Genomic DNA, 13,566 nt, shown 5'->3' with positions numbered 1-13,566 from the left:
TCCTTGGCCGGGGTCGGCCGCCCCGCTAGTGCGAGAGGCGTGGTGCGGGTCAGGCGGTGGCGCCGGGAACGAGCTGGTCGGCGAGGTACTCGCGCTCGTATGCCTCGTCCTCGTCGCGCTCCAGAGCACGGGCGCTCTCACGCTTTTGACGGTGGGACTGGCGCTTGATGCCGAGTTCGTCGCGCACGTCGGCGATGACGCGCTCGCGCACGCCCCGGCGGCTGAACTGCATGGCGTGCACAAGCTCGTGCACGAGGGTGATCGCGAAATCCGCCGGGGTGCGGTGCTGGTCAAGGTTGACCAGAATCAGCGCCCCGCCGTCGGCCAGCGGAACGGCGCGACCGGCCGCATCGCGGGCGTGCCGGTTCGCCTCGCGCACCGCCTTGGCCAACGCTCGCCTGTCGGCCCCGCCGACCAATGCGGCCTCAGCGGCGACGGACAGTTCCGCGAGGCTGCGCGCGTTGGTCAGAACGATCTGCACGTCGGGCATCGATCCAGGCACGGCCCGGTTCACTATCGGAATGGCCCGCTGAGCGAACTGTTTCGTGGTGCGCAGGCTCTCGCGGTGGCCGAACGCCGTGTGCGTGCTCACGGTGAGTTTCACGACGTCTCCGATCCAGTGGGATAGGCGCAGGGCACGCACATGCCGAGCGAGGCCGGTATGCAGTACCCGGCGTCGGTGCGGCAGACGGGGCAGGTACGGCGGGCCTGCATGGCCTTGGCCAGCGCCGCGTATTTGGCCGGCGTCATCGGCCGGACCGGCTTGGCCAGGTCGACGCGGTAGAGATAGGCGACCAGCGGTCCACGCCGATAACGCGGCCGGAAGACCTCGGCCTGCACCCCCTGACCACCCGGACGCAAGCCCAGAGCCCGTAACTGACGGCGCGTCGCCAACCCATCCGGAGCACACCGCCACACGTGGCGCGGCAGCGTCCTCACCGGACCCGGCGAAGCCAGGCACCTGCCGTAGGTGAGGGGCATCAGGACACCGCCTCAGCGGTAGGCGCGTCCGCGTCCCGCTCAGCGCGCAGTGCATCGCGCAGGGCCCGGGCGTTCGCGGCCGACGTGCGGACCGCCTTACGGATCGCCTCACCGGTCAATGCGGCGTCCGACCAGTCGGCTGTGGCCGTCCTGGCCTCGCTCAGGAGGTCGTCCGCCGTGCGGACCAGTCGGGGGGTTCGGGCCACACTCGGCACCCGACCAGTCGCCCGACGCGGCGCCGGTTCAGCCGCCGCGAGGGAACGCACCGGCACCAACACGGTCGGCGCCGACTCCTGGCGCTGCTCGACTGTGGGAGCCGACTCCACATCCGGTGATTCGAACCCCTGTGCGGTATTGGCTGGCGTCGACTCTCCCAGGTCAGGGGTAGACCGATTTCCAACGAGTTCAGCCGGTTCCTCCGGCTGGATAGGGGGCTCCGGTCGGTGGTGCAGCACCTTCGCCACGAGGTCGGAGCCGAAGTAGATCGACCCGACCGGCAACGAGGTGGCCAGCAGGACCAGGGCCCAGTTCGCGGGGCCCCAGTCGGCCAACCGGCCCCAGGCGTCTGCGTTTCTGTGGAGCTGCGGTACGAGCCCGTGCACGTAGTTGAGGACGAGCGAGGCGAGCGTGTACGTCGCCAGCACCCGCAGGGCGAAGCGCCGGGAGTCGCCCGTTAGAACGAGCGTGGCGACCAACGCCAGGGCCATCAGCCCATCGACGACGAACGGGTACAGGGTGGCTGCCGCACCGTCGGCGCCGATGGTGCGGGCCACGTCCCGCAGCGCGTTCCACGACACCCGGAACGCCATCCCGACGACTACGACCAGCGCGAGGACCAGCAGGGTCTTAGCGCGCCGGTTCATGCGCCGGCCTCCGACGCGGTGTCGGCGGTGCGGTTGATCAGGTCCCGGCGGGCCGCGAGCACCTTGCGGCGGGCCCGGCGGATGCGCCGGACGTCCAGCTCGTTGGCCGGGCGGTCCAGCGTGCGGATCTGTGCGTCCAGCAGCTCAACTTCCGCCCGGATCACGGGCATCTCGTCCTCGATGACGTCCAGTTCCGCGAAGGTGGGCTCACGGTCGAACGCGGCGGCCGTAACAGCCGCCTGAACAGTGCCGATGTACCTCATGGGTCGGTATCTCCTCATCGAATGCACGGCCCTACAGCGGCTCCGGTGTTCGAGCACCGGAGCCGCGCCGTGTTGGGTGGGGTGGGGATCGGGTGGCCGGTCAGACGGCGGCGATGATGAGCGCCGCGACCAGCAGCCACAGGTGGTGAAAGCTCTGGTCCAGCGCGTAGGCGCCGGTCCCGATGTGCTTGCCGGTGATGCCGTCGGCGCCCGTCGTGCTGTGCATGGTGTCGGTGCCGAGCTGGTAGAACTCCGCCTTGCCGGTGACCTTGGCCAGCCACGCCAGCGTGGAGCGGCGGTCCGCCCAGCCGTGCGAGACCGCGTCGACCCCCAGGCCGACGACTAGCCCCAGCGCGGACAGGTGCAGCCCCAGCACGGCGGCGGCCGGCAGAAGTAACACGACCTTGGTAGCCGTCAGAGTGGAGACGTGCCGGGCGTCGGCCAGACGACCGACCCACCCGGGCTTGCCCTTGGTCAGCGACTGGTGCGAGGTCTGCACCCAGTGATCGCCCACGCTGTGAGCGACGTACAGGGCGATGAAAACAGCGGCGAACGTGGCAGCGCTCATGAGCGGAACTCCGATTCAGCGGCAGGGATGTGGAGCGCCCTGACCGGGAGTCGAACCCGGCCTACGACCATCAGGGCTGCCGTACATGTCTCCTTCGGGAGCGCGCTCCCGTTTCAGGCAGAGACGTGACCTTTCGGTCTGTGCCCTCCGGTTGACCAGGGTTCCGGGACCCTCGGCCCGATCTGTCCCGGGCCCCTTGGCCCCGTGCGGGGCCCATGTGGCGCAGCCACTCCCCACCTTCCGGAGAGGTACTGCGGTCACAAGACAAAGACTGGACCGGTGGACCGGTCCAGTCAAGTACTGAATTTGGAGTTGTAGGGCGCCGTTCCGAGAAACCGCAGCTCAAAGACCCTGACGAGGCATCAAAAAAGCTGGACCGGCGGACCGGTCCAGCTTCCTTTGGTGGCCTATCTACATCGCGTAGGTGTCCACCTGCTCGAAAAGCGAGGAGGGAGTGACGCCTTCCTCGCAGACCAGTGGACGCCCTTCCTGGTCGTACGCCGTATGCAGGAGTACTGCGACCGGGGCGGATGCGGCTACCCCCAAGCGCTCCGCCTCCGCGTCCGTAGCGAGGCGCACCGTGGTGACGTCCACTCCCTCGACCGGGAACCGTCCCGTCTGCCGGCGGACATAGCGTGTAGTGCCTTCGGCGATGGGGGCTGTGTCTGCGAGGCGTGGTGCCGCTTCCGCGATCTCCGGAGGGAACCACGCCTCTACGCAGCTATTCGGAGATCCGCCCGGAAGCTGGAGGATGCGGATGCGCCGGAGCGCTTGCACCCCGGGGGAGAGTCCGAGCACAACGGCGACACGAGAGGGAGGCTCCGCCCAGTCCGGCGTACCGACGCGCACGAACGGCATCCCGCCCATGATGCGCGCGGACCCTGCCCGGCGGGCGCCGGCGGGGCGTGCCACGGGGGTCTCCGTGATGACGAATCCGGTGCCCTGTTTGGCAACGACCACCCCGTCATTACGCAGGACATCCACGGCCTTGATGGCGGTCGCCCGAGACACGTCCCATTGATCGGCCAGTTCGCGGCCCGACGGGATCGTGTCCCCAGGGGCGAACTCACCGGCGGCGATGCGGGCGCGCAGGGACTCAGCGATCTCTTCGTACTTCAGAACGGCCATGGGTTCCCTCTCCGCACACTGGACTGGTCCACCGGTACACACGATACTGCGACCATGTCGAATCTCGAATTGGCTCCCTCCGTGATGCGGTACTACGGCGAGACAGCGAACGAGGACAGCCGCCTGCGTGACTCGGCAGACGGACGTATGGAGCTGGTCCGAACTCAGGAACTCCTCCGACGCTTCATGCCCCCAGCTCCAGCGCGCGTGCTCGACGTGGGCGGGGGGACAGGGATTCATGCCGAATGGCTGGTGAAAGACGGCTACGACGTCACTCTGGTAGATCCAGTGCCCCGCCATGTCGAGAGCGCGTCGGCTGTGTGCCCGGCGTTCCTGGGGGACGCACGCGATCTGCGGGAGCCGGACAGCAGCTTTGACGTCGTGCAGCTGCTTGGACCGCTCTACCACCTACCGGACCCCGGCGATCGTAGTAAGGCACTGGCGGAAGCCGTCCGCGTGGTGAAGCCGGGCGGCCTGGTAGCCGCAGCGGCCATCAACCGGTACGCGTCACTCTTTGAGCACGTCACGTACGCCCACCTGCATACCGAGCGGATGTATGACTCCGTCTCCAGGATCTTGGAGACGGCTGTCTACGACGGGGCGCGAGGGTTCGCCGTGGCCTACTTCCACCGCGCGGAAGAGTTGGCGGCTGAGTTGGCCGCCTCCGGGCTGACGGAGGTTCAGGTCTTCGGCATCGAGGGGCCCGCTTGGTCGCTCGTTAAGGCAGCCGAGCAACAGCCGGGCGAGGGGCCCACGGACGACCTGATCGCCTCTGCCATGGCGGCGGCACGCATGGCAGAGAACTACCCGGAACTCCTCGCTGCCAGCTCACACCTACTGGCGGTCGGCAGGCGGTGAGTTGGCGCGTGGTGGGGTGCGTGTGGGGCGCGGCACCCGAGGACGACAAAGGCGCCTGATCAGAGCTAGATCACGGCGCGGTCTGTAAATCTGCCGGCTCAGCCTACCCAGGTTCGAACCCTGGCGCCGCCACGGTATTGACGAGAACGGCCCCCTGGACTGCGGAAACGCGGTCCGGGGGGCCGTTCTTCGTTGGTGGTGGCGCGGTCGGGGGCGGGGTGGGGTCAGTTGCCCGAGATGTCCTTGACGGCGACCGGGATGGGGGTGGGGCCCGCGATGAGTTCCAGGGTGAGGCCGGCCGTGGCGGGGGTGTCGAGGAGTTCGGCGAGGACGGCGGCGACGTCGTCGCGGGGGACAGGGCCGCGGCCGGTGCTCGCGGCGAGCTGGACGCGGCCGGTGCCCGGGTCGTCGGTGAGGGCGCCGGGGCGCAGGATCGTCCAGTCGAGGCCGGTGCGGGCGCGCAGGTCGGCGTCGGCGGCGGTCTTGGCGCGCAGGTACTGGGCGAAGACCGGGTCGGTGCCGGGACGGGGTTCGGCCCCGGCGCCCATCGAGGAGACGATGACGTAGCGGCGGGCTCCGGCCCGCTCGGCCGCGTCGGCGAAGAGTACGGCCGCGGCGTGGTCGACGGAGTTCTTGCGGTCCGGGCCGCTGCCCGGGCCGGCGCCCGCCGCGAAGACGGCCGCGTCCGCGCCGCGCAGTGCCGCCGCGACCTCGTCCAAGGAGGCCGACTCCAGATCGCAGACGATCGGCTCGGCCCCGGCGGCCCGCAGGTCGTCGGCCTGCTCCGGTTTGCGGATGATGCCCGCCACGTCGTCTCCGCGCGCGGCGAGCAGTCGCTCCAGCCGCAACGCGATCTGTCCATGTCCACCTGCGATCACAATGCGCATGATTGCGACGCTACGCCCGCCGGGCGTCTCGCGCGCGTGCACCGCGTGAACGGCGCATAACCAAGTGCGGTGCCGGTTCACCCGAAAGGGGTCAACGAACCGCCGCGGCGGGGCCGTTCGGCCGGGCAGCGGCTCAGGCGAGGCCGTCGTCCTTGCGTGACTGCCGGGGGAGGTCGAGGGCGGCGGCGGTCGCCGAGTCGCAGTACTCGCGGACGGCGCTGGTGCGGGAGACCACGCGGCCCCGGTGGATGACGATGCGGCTGTACGCGAGCGACAGCACCCCTTCGATCCGTTCGCCCCGTACGGCGAGCAGTTCGGCGGGGAAGCCCGCCTCCACCCGGACCTCGGGCAGCCCCAGGACCGCCCGCGCCTGGCCGCTGACCGCGTCGTACGCGTCGGCCGCGCCGCATTCGCCGTAAGAGGTGAGGAGGAAAGCGGCCTCCAGGGGGTCGCCGCGTCCGACGGGGTTGGCGAGGTCACGCAGCGACCCGCTGCCGGCGGCGACACGCACTCCGGCCGCGCGCAGTTCGCGTACCGGGGCGAGGAGTCCGGCGGCGCCGCGGCGTACGGACTCCAGCGCGCCGCAACCGCCCTGCGGCAGGGATACGACGGAGACGCCGGCCGCGGAGAGCTGGCCCGCGGCGCGGGTTGCGGCGGCCTGCGGAAGCCGGGCGAGGCCGTTGCACGGGCCGATCACGACGCTGGGGCGCAGGCCGCCGGCCATGGCGGTGAGCCGGGCGAGCCGGGCCGGGTCGTCACCCTGCGTGTGCAGGTCGACGGGGAGGCCGAATTCGGCCGCGACCGCGAGGACGGCTTCGGCGTAGCCGCTCGGGTCGGGATCGAGGTCGGGGCAGCCGCCGACGACGCCCGCGCCCATCTTGAGCGCGTCGCGGAGCGCGGCGAGCCCGTCGGCGCCGGCCGCGCCGGTGAGGAGACGGGGGACGGCGACGGCGTGCAGGTCGACGAGTCCGCGCAGCGCGCGGCGGGCCTGGAGTACGGCTTCGAGGGTGCGCAGCCCCTGGATGTCGCCGATCCGGACGTGGGTGCGGATGGCGGTGGCGCCGTGCCCGAGCTGGAGGAGCGCCGCTTCGGTGACCCGGCGCTGTACGTCCTGGGGTTCGTACGAGGGCGGGCCCGCCGAGATGTGCGCGTCGGCGGTGAGAGCGGCGTCGAGGTGGGCGTGCGGTTCGGCGGGGGCGGGCAGCAGGAGGTAGCCGCGCAGGTCGATGCGGGTCCCGTCGGCATCGCCGTGATCGGGCGCCGCGGTGAGGCTGCCGGCGGTGCCGACGGCTTCGATGCGGGCGCTGCTCAGCCGCACGTCGACGGTGCGGCCGTCGGTGAGATGAGCACCACACAACAGCAGCGTGGTGGTCTCGGCGGCGGTGCCGCGTTGGTTCTCGGTCATCGCGCTCCTCCGGTACTGCGGTGCTCGGGTGGGAGGCAAGATCACGCAGGGACGGACCGAGCCTATGGGGCGGCTTGCGCGGCGGCCGGGATGAGGCCAATAGTCGTACTGGCGTGGTCGATCGGCGGTGTCGCGGGGGCCCTCGGGGGAGCCGCGCGGAGCGTCCGGAGGACGTCGGAAGAGCCCGATGTGTGCCGTGGGATATGGATTTCACCTTCGGCGGCGGACCGTGTAATGTCTTCCTCGCTCGCCCCAATAGCTCAGTCGGTAGAGCGTCTCCATGGTAAGGAGAAGGTCTGCGGTTCGATTCCGCATTGGGGCTCTGATGGATCGGCCACCCGCCGCTTGGCGGGGGTCAGTTCATCGCAGCGGTGTAGCTCAGTTGGTAGAGCAAGCGGCTCATAATCGCTGTGTCACCGGTTCAAGTCCGGTCACCGCTACCCTGCGTAGTCGTAGTCGATTGTGGGTTTAGTCCTTCAATCGGCTACTCTCGTTGTGTTCATATACCCATCCGTTCGTCAAGGAGCACTCACGTGGCCGCCACCGACGTCCGCCCGAAGATCACGCTGGCCTGCGTGGAGTGCAAGGAGCGGAACTACATCACCAAGAAGAACCGGCGTAACGACCCGGACCGTCTTGAGATGAAGAAGCACTGCCCGCGCTGCAACGCGCACACCGCGCACCGCGAAACGCGCTAACAACAGGCCGTAACACACTACGAGGCCGTCCCCGCTACGGGGGCGGCCTCGTGGCGTTGGCCATCATGGCTTCCGCGGCGCCGTCATGGCTGCCGCGTCTGTCGTGGCTCGTGGCCGACTCATCAGCATGATCACTGTGACCACCATCCCGTAGCCGGAGGTGCCGATGGCGCTGGACCAGTCCTTCGTCGGGCGGAGCTATCCGCCCACCGCCCCCTATGAGGTGGGCCGGGAGAAGATCCGCGAGTTCGCCGAAGCGGTGGGCGACACCAATCCCGTGTACACCGATCCCGACGCCGCCAAGGCCTTCGGTCATCCGGACGTGATCGCGCCGCCGACGTTCGCTTTCGCGATCACGTTCAAGGCGGCCGGTCTGGTCGTCGCGGACCCGGAATTGGGCCTGGATTACAGCCGGGTGGTACACGGCGACCAGAAGTTCGTCTATTCGCGTCCGGTGCGCGCCGGCGACCGGCTCACGGTCGTCTCGCACATCGACTCGATCAAGTCACTCGCGGGGAACGACGTCCTGTCGGTCCGCGGCGAGGTGCACGACGAGAACGGCGAGCATGTGGTGACGGCGTACATGATGCTCGTGGCCCGGGCTCCGGAAGCACCGGAAGGGGTGTGACCCAGGTGACAGCGAAGATCTCCTACGACGAGGTCGAGGTCGGCGCCGAGCTGCCGGCCCGGACGTTTCCGGTGAGCCGCGCCACGCTCGTGCGGTACGCGGGCGCCTCCGGTGACTTCAACCCGATCCACTGGAACGAGAAGTTCGCGAAGGAGGTCGGGCTGCCGGACGTCATCGCCCACGGCATGTTCACGATGGCCTCCGCGATCCGCGTGGTCACCGACTGGGCGGGCGACCCGGGCGCGGTCACCGAGTACGGCGTGCGGTTCACCAAGCCGGTCGTCGTCCCGAACGACGATCAGGGCGCGGTGATCGAGGTCTCCGCCAAGGTCGCGGCGAAGCTGGACGACGAGGCCCGTACGGTCCGGGTGGACCTGGTGGCCACGGCCGCCGGCCAGAAGGTGCTGGGCATGTCCCGCGCCGTGGTCCGGCTGGCCTGACGGCCCTGGAAGCGTGGGGAAGGGAGGGCTTCGCCGGAAGCCCTCCCTTCGTACCTCCTCTCGTACCTCCTCGTATCTCCGCGTACCCCCTTGACGTAGTTAGTTAGCAGTCACTACCTTAGAGACATGGCGAAGACGAGCATGCGGATGAGCGCGGAGGACCGGCGCGAGAGCGTCACCCGAGCCGCGATGACCGAGTTCGCCCGAGGTGGTTACTTCGGTACGTCCACGGACGCGATCGCCCGCCGCGTCGGGGTCTCGCAGCCGTATCTGTTCCGGCTGTTTCCCACCAAGGTGGCCCTGTTCAAGGCCGCCGCGAATCGCTGCTTCGACCGCACCGTCGCCACCTTCGAGCAGGCCGCGGAAGGCCTGCACGGCGAGGAGGCGCTGAGCGCCATGGGCGAGGCCTATGGCGTGATGATCGAGGAGGACCGCGACCTGCTCCTCATGCAGATGCAGCTCTACGTAGCCGCCGCGGCCTCGGGTGACGGCGAGGTGGCCGAACTGGTCCGCAGCCGGTGGCTCGGCATGTGGGACATGGTGCGCAGCCGCACCGGTGTCGACGACGAGGAGCTGAACAAGTTCTTCTCGACCGGGATGCTGATCAACACGCTGGTGTCGCTGGGGATCCCCTCGGATGACCGCTGCTGGATGGGTTTCTCGTTCGAAGAGCCGACCACCGAATCCCCCTGATCCGCGACGCGGTGCGCCGCAACGCAGACCGCATCACGCCACCCCCACAAGCTTGGCGCATTCGTGTATCCACAGAAGTTAGTGACTGATAACTAAACCCCGGGAGGGGTCATGCAGGAGAAGCAGCAGAAGCAGGAGAAGCAGCAGAGGACCCAGGAGAAGGGAACCGGACGCGGCACCGCCGTCTGGGCCCTGATCATCACCAGCCTCGCCGGTTTCATGGCGAGCCTCGACAACCTCGTCGTCACCACCGCGCTGCCCTCCATCCGCAAGGATCTCGGCGGGGCGCTCGAGGACCTCGAATGGACGGTGAGCGCCTACACCCTCACCTTCGCGGTCCTCCTGATGTTCGGCGCCGCCCTCGGCGACCGCTTCGGCCGCCGCCGGCTCTTCACCATCGGACTCGGACTGTTCACCGTGGCCTCCGCCGGTGCCGCGCTCGCCCCCGGCATGAGTGAGCTCATCGCCGCCCGCGCCGCCCAGGGCGTCGGCGCCGCGATCATGATGCCGCTGACGCTCACCCTGCTGTCCGCCACCGTCGCGCCCGAGCGCCGCGGGATGGCGTTCGGCATCTGGAGCGCGGTCAACGGCCTCGCCGTCGCCACCGGGCCGCTCATCGGAGGCACCCTCACCGAGCACTTCTCCTGGCAGTGGATCTTCTGGCTGAACGTGCCGATCGGGCTGCTCCTGCTGCCCCTCGCCCGGCTCCGCCTGAACGAGAGCCGCGGCCCGAACTCCCGTCTCGACGTCCCCGGCACCGCCCTCGCCAGCGCCGGCCTGTTCGGCATCGTCTACGCCCTCATCCGCGGCAACGCCGACGGCTGGACCAGCCCCACCGTCCTGGCCGGGCTGCTCGGCGGCGCCGCGCTCATCGCGGCCTTCGTCGCCTACGAGATGCGCGCCGCGCACCCCATCCTCCCGATGCGGCTCTTCCGGAACCGCGCCTTCAGCGCGGTCAACGCCGCCAGCCTGCTGATGTTCCTGGGCATGTTCGGCTCGATCTTCCTGCTCAGCCAGTTCATGCAGAACGTGTCCGGCTACTCGCCGATGGAGGCGGGCGTCCGGATGCTGCCCTGGACCGCCATGCCGATGATCGTCTCGCCCATCGCGGGGATACTCTCCGACCGCATCGGCGGCCGCCCCATCATCGCCACCGGCCTGGCCCTCCAGGCCGTCGGCCTCGCGCTCTTCGCCCTCGTCGTGACGACGGACGTCTCCTACACGGCCCAGCTGCCGGCGCTCATCATCAGCGGCATCGGCATGGCGATGTACTTCGGCCCGACCGCCAACGTCGTGATGTCCAGCGTCCGGCCCGAGGAACAGGGCATCGCCTCCGGCGCCAACAACGCCCTGCGTGAGCTCGGCGGCGCCCTCGGTGTCGCGATCCTCGCCTCGGTCTTCGCCTCCCAGGGCGGTTACGAGTCAGCCACCCGCTACGTGGACGGTCTCGTGCCCGCGCTGTGGGTCGGCGCGACCGCGGTCGGTCTCGCGGCGGTCGCCGCCGTACTCATCCCGCGGCGGCGCAAGGTCACTGCGGCCCCGGCCGACGCGGAGCCGCGGCGCACCCTAGAGCCGGTCGCCTGACCGGTAGCGTGCCGGAGCGGCCTCCCAGGCCGGAGCGGCCTCCCAGGCGGGAGCGGCCGGGAGGGCGAGGAGGGAACCCCCGTAGGGTGGACGGCGTGCACGTTACCCACGACACCCCCCTCGCCCCCCTGACGACGTTCCGGCTCGGCGGCCCCGCGGCCCGCCTCGTGACGGCCGTCACCGACGACGAAGTCGTCGCGACGGTCCGCGAGGCGGATCGCGCCGGCATGCCGCTCCTCGTGATCGGCGGCGGCAGCAATCTCGTCATCGCGGACGGCGGATTCGACGGCACCGCGCTGCGCATCGCCACCACCGGGTTCGCCCTCACCGGCACGGCCCTGGAACTGGCGGCCGGTGAGGTGTGGACCGACGCGGTCACCCGGACCGTCGAGGCGGGACTGGCCGGCATCGAATGTCTGGCGGGGATCCCCGGTTCCGCCGGGGCGACACCGATCCAGAACGTCGGGGCGTACGGGCAGGACGTGTCGGCGACGATCACCGAGGTCGTCGCGTACGACCGGCGCAGCGGCGAGACGCTGACGATCCCGGCCGCGGAATGCGGCTTCGCCTACCGGGACAGCCGCTTCAAGGCGGACCCGGAGCGGTACATCGTGCTGCGGGTGCGTTTCGCGCTGGAGGACGCGGGCGGCCTGTCGGCCCCGGTCAAGTACGCGGAAGTGGCCCGCGCCCTGGGCGTGGAGCCCGGTGACCGGGTTCCGGTGGCCACTGCCAGGAAGACGGTGCTGGCGCTGCGCGCCGGCAAGGGCATGGTGCTGGACGCGGCCGACCACGACACCTGGTCGGCGGGTTCGTTCTTCACGAATCCGATCCTGACGGAGGCCGAGTTCGCGGCGTTCCTGAGCCGGGTGCACGACCGGCTCGGCCCGGACACCGAGCCGCCCGCCTACCCCGCGGAGGACGGCCGGCTGAAGACGTCGGCGGCCTGGCTGATCGACCGGGCGGGGTTCACCAAGGGCTACGGGGACGGCCCGGCCCGCATCTCCGGGAAGCACACCCTGGCGCTGACCAACCGCGGCCAGGCCAAGACCGAGGACCTGCTCGCCCTCGCCCGCGAAGTCCGCGACGGTGTGCGATCCGCGTTCGGAGTCACGCTGGTGAATGAACCGGTCATGGTCGGAGCCCGTCTCTGAAGGCAGGGCAAGAACGCGCTGGCGGACGGCAGTTCACTCAAGCTGACGATTTAGGGCGGATTGTGCGGAACGCGGAGACGGCGACCGAGGCGGCGACCGAGGCGGCGACCGGGGCTACGACCGAGGCGGCGACCACGAGAATCGGCCGGTGGCCCGTCCGCCGGCACACCTCGGCCCTCGCCCTGTGGACCGTCTGCTGGTTCGTGGTCGCGGCACGCAACGGCGGCGTCTCCTGGCACTACCTGAAAACCGGCGGCGAACTGCTGACCGGCGCCGAGCCGGGCGGCGGGCTGGCGATCTACGCGAACCATCCGGAGCTGCAGATCGGCCCGGTCAGCTTCCTGACGGCCGCGCTCTTCCAGCCCTTCCCACCCCGCGCGGGGGAGCTGCTGGCCGAGGGATTCATGTCGGGCCTGGGCCTGTACATGCTGGTGGTGGTCGGGCGCACGGCCGCGGTGTTCTACGCGGGGACCGGGGTCAACCACCGCCGTCTGCAGCAGCGGGTCCTCATCGCGGGGCTGGCCTTCATCCCGATGTGGGTGGAGGTCTCGGTGCGGTTCGCGCACCTCGACGACGTGCTGGCGCTGTTCTTCACCACCCTGGCGGTGCACGCCCTGGTACGGGGCCGCCCGGCGGCCGTGGCCATCATGCTGGCGCTGGCCGTGGACTCCAAGCCCTGGGCCCTGTCCTTCCTCCCGCTCCTGCTGGCGCTGCCGCGCGCGGACTGGCGCCGCGCCGCCTGCTGGCTGGTGGGACTCGTCGCGGTGGCGTGGCTGCCGTTCTACATCACCCATCTCGGCTCGGCCGCCGCCGCGCAGTTCGCCATTCCGAACCAGCCGGCTTCCGCGCTGCGCTGGTTCGGGGTGGCCGACGCCGTCACACCGGGCTGGGACCGCCCCGCGCAGGCCCTGCTCGGCCTCGGGCTCGGCACCGTGGCGGTGCTGCGCGGCCGCTGGCCCGCCGTGGTGCTGCTCGGCGCGGACGCCCGGATCGCCCTCGACCCGAGCGTCTACACGTACTACAGCGCGTCGATACTCCTCGGAACGCTGCTGTGGGACGCGGTCGGGCAGCGGCGCCTGGTGCCCTGGTGGAGCTGGATCGCGCTGATCTCGCTGTACGGCAGCGCGCTGCTGGTCCCGTCGGACTCGGCGCAGGGTCTGATCCGGCTCGCCTTCGCGGCCGGGTCCGCGGCGTACGTCCTGCTGTGGCCGATGAAGGCGAAGGGGTCGCGAGGCCGCCGTTCCAAGGGCCGGCGCTCCAAGGATCCGCGCTCCGGGGATCCGGGCTACAGGCAATACCAGTGACTTAAGACTCGCTGCTGGTAGCGTGGGGTCCAGGAGGTGCCTGGATGCCACGGCCTGGGCAGGTCAAGCCGGAGACGGATGAGCGGTTGTCGGACCGGATTGCGGTCGGGCTGCT

Annotated in this window: 16 protein-coding genes and 2 tRNA genes; 10 read left to right on the top strand and 8 right to left on the bottom strand. The window is 70.2% G+C overall.

From position 1 onward, the window contains the following. Nucleotides 1-49: 49 nt before the first annotated feature. From QMK24_RS33415 to QMK24_RS33390, 6 genes are all read right to left on the bottom strand, one after another. Nucleotides 50-604 (bottom strand): hypothetical protein, encoded by a 555-nt coding sequence (locus tag QMK24_RS33415; protein ID WP_283470620.1) that lies wholly within the window; start codon nt 602-604, stop codon nt 50-52. Beyond that, complete coding sequence (locus tag QMK24_RS33410) at nt 601-981, bottom strand: RRQRL motif-containing zinc-binding protein (RefSeq protein ID WP_283470619.1); 381 nt, start codon at nt 979-981, stop codon at nt 601-603. The genes QMK24_RS33415 and QMK24_RS33410 overlap by 4 nt, the downstream gene beginning before the upstream one ends. Beyond that, a complete protein-coding gene (locus tag QMK24_RS33405; protein WP_283470618.1) occupies nt 981-1,844 on the bottom strand; it encodes a DUF2637 domain-containing protein in 864 nt (287 codons plus the stop codon). Before QMK24_RS33405 ends, QMK24_RS33410 begins: the two co-directional genes overlap by 1 nt. After that, nucleotides 1,841-2,107 carry a DUF6284 family protein gene (locus tag QMK24_RS33400; RefSeq protein ID WP_283470617.1) on the bottom strand — a complete coding sequence of 89 codons (267 nt, stop codon included), beginning with the start codon at nt 2,105-2,107 and terminating at the stop codon, nt 1,841-1,843. Before QMK24_RS33400 ends, QMK24_RS33405 begins: the two co-directional genes overlap by 4 nt. Nucleotides 2,108-2,207: 100 nt before the next feature. Further along, nucleotides 2,208-2,675, bottom strand: a complete 468-nt coding sequence (locus QMK24_RS33395) for a transcriptional regulator (RefSeq protein ID WP_283470616.1) — start codon at nt 2,673-2,675, stop codon at nt 2,208-2,210. Nucleotides 2,676-3,086: 411 nt separating this feature from the next. Continuing rightward, the gene (locus tag QMK24_RS33390) at nt 3,087-3,803 is read right to left on the bottom strand and encodes a GntR family transcriptional regulator (RefSeq protein ID WP_283470615.1); all 717 of its coding nucleotides are present in this window, start codon (nt 3,801-3,803) and stop codon (nt 3,087-3,089) included. A gap of 54 nt (nt 3,804-3,857) precedes the next feature. Here QMK24_RS33390 and QMK24_RS33385 point away from each other — a divergent pair, with 54 nt between their 5' ends. After that, a complete protein-coding gene (locus tag QMK24_RS33385; RefSeq protein WP_283470614.1) occupies nt 3,858-4,661 on the top strand; it encodes a class I SAM-dependent methyltransferase in 804 nt (267 codons plus the stop codon). Nucleotides 4,662-4,885: 224 nt separating this feature from the next. On the opposite strand, the gene QMK24_RS33380 is transcribed toward QMK24_RS33385, so the two are convergent. Continuing rightward, the gene (locus tag QMK24_RS33380) at nt 4,886-5,548 is read right to left on the bottom strand and encodes an SDR family oxidoreductase (RefSeq protein ID WP_283470613.1); all 663 of its coding nucleotides are present in this window, start codon (nt 5,546-5,548) and stop codon (nt 4,886-4,888) included. A gap of 133 nt (nt 5,549-5,681) precedes the next feature. Further along, complete coding sequence (locus QMK24_RS33375) at nt 5,682-6,953, bottom strand: amidohydrolase family protein (RefSeq protein ID WP_283470612.1); 1,272 nt, start codon at nt 6,951-6,953, stop codon at nt 5,682-5,684. 249 nt (nt 6,954-7,202) lie between these two features. On the opposite strand from QMK24_RS33375, the gene QMK24_RS33370 reads away from it, so the two are divergent. The 9 genes from QMK24_RS33370 to QMK24_RS33330 all read left to right on the top strand — a co-directional run bounded on the left by QMK24_RS33370 (nt 7,203) and on the right by QMK24_RS33330 (nt 13,451). Further along, nucleotides 7,203-7,275 (top strand) — tRNA-Thr (locus QMK24_RS33370). Nucleotides 7,276-7,320: 45 nt separating this feature from the next. Beyond that, nucleotides 7,321-7,393: transfer RNA gene (locus QMK24_RS33365), tRNA-Met, on the top strand. A gap of 93 nt (nt 7,394-7,486) precedes the next feature. After that, a complete protein-coding gene (gene rpmG / locus QMK24_RS33360; protein ID WP_004571794.1) occupies nt 7,487-7,651 on the top strand; it encodes a 50S ribosomal protein L33 in 165 nt (54 codons plus the stop codon). 166 nt (nt 7,652-7,817) lie between these two features. Beyond that, a complete protein-coding gene (locus QMK24_RS33355; protein ID WP_283470609.1) occupies nt 7,818-8,279 on the top strand; it encodes a MaoC family dehydratase N-terminal domain-containing protein in 462 nt (153 codons plus the stop codon). A 5-nt stretch (nt 8,280-8,284) separates the two neighbouring features. Next, nucleotides 8,285-8,719, top strand: a complete 435-nt coding sequence (locus tag QMK24_RS33350) for a MaoC family dehydratase (protein ID WP_283470645.1) — start codon at nt 8,285-8,287, stop codon at nt 8,717-8,719. 126 nt (nt 8,720-8,845) lie between these two features. Next, a complete protein-coding gene (locus QMK24_RS33345; protein ID WP_283470608.1) occupies nt 8,846-9,412 on the top strand; it encodes a TetR/AcrR family transcriptional regulator in 567 nt (188 codons plus the stop codon). 111 nt (nt 9,413-9,523) lie between these two features. Beyond that, complete coding sequence (locus tag QMK24_RS33340) at nt 9,524-10,996, top strand: MFS transporter (protein WP_283470607.1); 1,473 nt, start codon at nt 9,524-9,526, stop codon at nt 10,994-10,996. A gap of 95 nt (nt 10,997-11,091) precedes the next feature. Next, nucleotides 11,092-12,147 carry a UDP-N-acetylmuramate dehydrogenase gene (locus QMK24_RS33335; RefSeq protein ID WP_283470606.1) on the top strand — a complete coding sequence of 352 codons (1,056 nt, stop codon included), beginning with the start codon at nt 11,092-11,094 and terminating at the stop codon, nt 12,145-12,147. Nucleotides 12,148-12,287: 140 nt separating this feature from the next. After that, nucleotides 12,288-13,451: a hypothetical protein gene (locus QMK24_RS33330; RefSeq protein ID WP_283470644.1), complete on the top strand. Its 1,164-nt coding sequence runs from the start codon at nt 12,288-12,290 to the stop codon at nt 13,449-13,451. Nucleotides 13,452-13,566 lie beyond the last annotated feature (115 nt).

This window comes from Streptomyces sp. PH10-H1 (assembly GCF_030063355.1).
In the GTDB taxonomy this organism is placed as follows: domain Bacteria; phylum Actinomycetota; class Actinomycetes; order Streptomycetales; family Streptomycetaceae; genus Actinacidiphila.
Note: the sequence above shows the minus strand (reverse complement) of the source record. Positions and strands in the feature narration are given on the sequence as shown.